This window comes from Hydrocoleum sp. CS-953 (assembly GCF_002260545.1).
Lineage (GTDB): Bacteria > Cyanobacteriota > Cyanobacteriia > Cyanobacteriales > Microcoleaceae > Trichodesmium.
On record NZ_LGSU01000512.1, the window covers coordinates 1 to 3421 of the forward strand.

Sequence of the window (3421 nt, forward strand, 5' to 3'; positions counted from 1 at the left end):
TATTAATTATTAATTGTTCATTGTTAATTGCTGAAATCCCAAACTATTATATGATCTATTAAAGAAACTAATTATTGATTGTAATTAACACCCTAAGAAAATGGATAAGCGTTTTTTCAATATATTTCCTGGATTAACTGAAGAAAAAGCAATTGCTTTGTTAGAAACACCTCTGGAAGAATTAGAAGACAAATCAGAACGTTATGTGGCAGCAAGTCATTTAGTTAACTTTCCCAGCGAACGATCGATTAATGCTTTAATGAAAACCGTACAAGATACAAATCCTGTCTTAGAACAGAAAATTGCTAGACGTAAGGCGATCGAAACCTTGGGGCGTTTGAATGTGACATCAGCACTACCCACAATTCGAGGTTGTCTGAGTGATGCAGACTGCTACACTGTAGAAAATGCCGTCTGGGCAATAAGTGAGATAGGAACAGAAGACCAAGAAATTCTAGCAGAAATTGCTCAGTTGTTGTCAAAACCTGGTCAAAGTTATCGTTTAATTATTCAGGTGTTGGCAAAATTTGACTATAAACCTGCCATCAGCAAAATTCAGCAATTTACAGAATCTGATGACGAACCTATTGCAAGTGCAGCGATCGCTACTATTTGTCGTTTAACTGGAGACTATTCGCAAATGACAAAGGTAGTCGAATTTTTAGAGCATTCTAGTGTTAATGCTAGACGTGCTTGTATTCAAGACCTAATTGATACCAAATATTATCAGTCAATTCCAAATATTGCTAAATGCCCAGTTTCAATGGTTTTTCGTCTCCGGGCAATTAGACTATTAGCAGAAACAGGCATTCCCACAGGTGAGATTAACTTTGCTGAAATCGAACCCTTTTTAGATTCAGTCATTCGCGACCATCCCAACGATCTAGAGTTAGTTCACGAATACGATCAAACTCCAGCTTTAGAATTTGTGATTAAAGAGTTGTATAGTACAGATTTTGGCAGGTGTTATCTAGCTAGCAAAACTCTTTTAGAAGTTTACCCAGAAGTTGCAGCAGCAGCATTAATGGCAACCTTTGCCGAAAGCGCTCATAATGATTATGGCGCTCACTATCATGTAGTTAAACTTTTAGGTTGGCTAAAATATGTAGATGCTTATGATTTGTTGGTAGAAGCACTGCACAATACAGAGCCTCAATTTCAGAAATCTCGTGGTGCTGCTGCACTTGCTCTAGCAAATTTAGGAGATGAGCGGGCGATACCTTTGCTGAGAGAAAGTATTAGTAAGACAAGAATTTTTGACTTAAAATATGCTTGTTTGTTGGCGTTGAAAAAGTTGGGAGATAATCAAACTGCTCAGTTGTTTGTTGATGATTCAGATTTATTGATTCAAGGTAAAGCAAAAAATCTGATTTGAATTGTAATATTTTACTAGGAAAAAGGAGTAGAGATGTTGTACAAACTTCTTTCTCCTAATTCCAACAAAAAATATCGTTACAGTAAAATTAGGTGGCAATGAAATCGCTTGATGATAACTGAAGACTGTCTGCTGCATTCCGAGCAATAGCTAATACTTCGCTGGTGTTATTACTCAAAACGATCGCTGTATTACGAGAAGAATAGCCATACAAACTTCCGGGTTTGAGAGCATATTGATTTAGACTACCTTGGACTTTAATTTTATAGCGCTACTTGAATCGGGAATAGGGAACAGGGAACAGGGAACAGCAGACTATCAAACTGTTTCAGGATTTAGAAATGTCCTAACCTTTGCTTAGACTGCTATATCGCCATTGCGAAAGTCTTCGATAATTGCCCAACTTAGGAGAACATAAAACAGTAATTAAATCAAAGTCAAAACTGGGACGAACATTGTTATTAAAGAATAAACCAGAGCAATTAGAAAAAGCTGAAAAAATACTCTTATAAGCTTGGAAATTGAACCATTATGCAGATTTTGACGATTTAGATTATTTGACAAATCACTTAGCTGGACTATACATTCGGATGGGAAAATATCAAGCATATCACCAATGGCTTGATAAAGAGCAGGAGCTTTTGAACCAAGAAAAATTGGAACAAGAAGAGTGCATTAATTATCAAATATACATAGCTCGAGAGCGTGCTGAAGTATTCTTGCACCAGAAGAATTATTCTGAGTCTAAATCATTATGCAATGCTGTTATTAAGCAAGCAAATATAGTTGACAATCAACGCACTAAAAACTACGCCAAGCATATTTTAGCAAATATAGCTATAGCTGAAGCCAACTTCTCATTAGCAGAACAGCTTTTGAAAGAAGGATATGAAGAGGTGGAATCCAATAAGGATAAAAGGAGGATGGCATATTATGAAGCCTCATTTGCTAATTTAGAGAAAGCAAGGGGAAATTTAGCATTGGCTAAACAGTGGAAAAATCAAGCACAGAGTCGCTTTAATTATCTAGGCATGGAACCAGTGTCTTAAGGGGCGATCGCGGTTGGGAATTTTTCTACCCTCTGATGAAAATAGCCTTGATTCTTTTTCAACCAGTTCATCTTATCAGATTCCTAATTTTTGACCCTCATATCATTCCCATTCCTTGTCCAAGATTAATGGGATTTTTTGTGGAGGTACAATAACTACTTTTCCATGTTGACGTATTCATAGAGGAAACAATTGAGTTATCATTAGCAAAATAACAACTAACTTTCCCGGAGCTTAAACTAATGAGTCCTTTATTAACAAAAATATTAGAGGAAATTGAACAGCTTACTATAGAAGAAAAGTTTCAAATCATTACCTATACTATAGAAAAATTGAAGAATCAGACAATTATGCCCAAAACCTCTAAACATAGTTTGTGTGATTTACGAGGAATATTACCTAATATCTTAGAGGGAAAAGATGCTCAAGAATGGGTTGGCGAATTACGTCAAGAATGGCAACAAAGAGAAAAATAAATTGTTTACATTATATGAAAATTGAAACAATTTTAGAACAGCTAAATAGGATTTTTTTAGATTCTGCTCCGATTATTTATTATGTTGAGAGCAATCCTAATTATTTTTTAATTATAGATGAGGTATTCAATTATATTGAGTCCCATTCAATCGCTGTTATCACTTCTCCCATTACTTTAGCAGAATGTTTAATTTTACCAACCCGTCAAAAAAATCTCTCTGGACAACAACAATTTATTAACATTCTAACTTCTCAAGACACAATTAATTTTGTGGATATTAATTCAGAGATTGCTCTTATTGCTGCTGACATTCGGGTTAGATATAATTTAAAATTACCTGATGCCTTACAAATTGCCACAGCGATTCATTCTAATTGTGATGCTTTTTTAACCAATGATTTACAATTAAAAAAAGTCAGTGAGTTATCAATTTTAGTAATCAGTGAATTAACATTATGATAATATTTATATTTTTACCACTCTAACTAAATTATCAATGCCACACTTAATTCGCAAATT

Annotated in this window: 5 protein-coding genes; 4 read left to right on the top strand and 1 reads right to left on the bottom strand. The window is 34.7% G+C overall.

Annotated elements, in window-relative coordinates; genetic code table 11:
• Nucleotides 1–100 precede the first annotated feature (100 nt).
• The gene (locus AFK68_RS05320) at nucleotides 101–1375 is read left to right on the top strand and encodes a HEAT repeat domain-containing protein (RefSeq protein ID WP_094671887.1); all 1275 of its coding nucleotides are present in this window, start codon (nucleotides 101–103) and stop codon (nucleotides 1373–1375) included.
• 88 nt (nucleotides 1376–1463) lie between these two features.
• On the opposite strand, the gene AFK68_RS43295 is transcribed toward AFK68_RS05320, so the two are convergent.
• Nucleotides 1464–1589 (bottom strand): hypothetical protein, encoded by a 126-nt coding sequence (locus AFK68_RS43295; protein ID WP_256386491.1) that lies wholly within the window; start codon nucleotides 1587–1589, stop codon nucleotides 1464–1466.
• Nucleotides 1590–1965: 376 nt separating this feature from the next.
• Between AFK68_RS43295 and AFK68_RS05325 the strand changes: the two genes are divergently transcribed.
• The 3 genes from AFK68_RS05325 (at nucleotide 1966) to AFK68_RS05335 (ending at nucleotide 3361) form a co-directional block, all read left to right on the top strand.
• Nucleotides 1966–2424, top strand: coding sequence for a hypothetical protein (locus AFK68_RS05325; RefSeq protein ID WP_168186330.1), 459 nt, complete (start codon nucleotides 1966–1968; stop codon nucleotides 2422–2424).
• Nucleotides 2425–2666: 242 nt separating this feature from the next.
• Nucleotides 2667–2900, top strand: a complete 234-nt coding sequence (locus AFK68_RS05330) for a hypothetical protein (protein ID WP_094671889.1) — start codon at nucleotides 2667–2669, stop codon at nucleotides 2898–2900.
• A gap of 14 nt (nucleotides 2901–2914) precedes the next feature.
• Nucleotides 2915–3361: a PIN domain-containing protein gene (locus tag AFK68_RS05335; protein WP_094671890.1), complete on the top strand. Its 447-nt coding sequence runs from the start codon at nucleotides 2915–2917 to the stop codon at nucleotides 3359–3361.
• The last annotated feature ends 60 nt before the right edge of the window (nucleotides 3362–3421 follow it).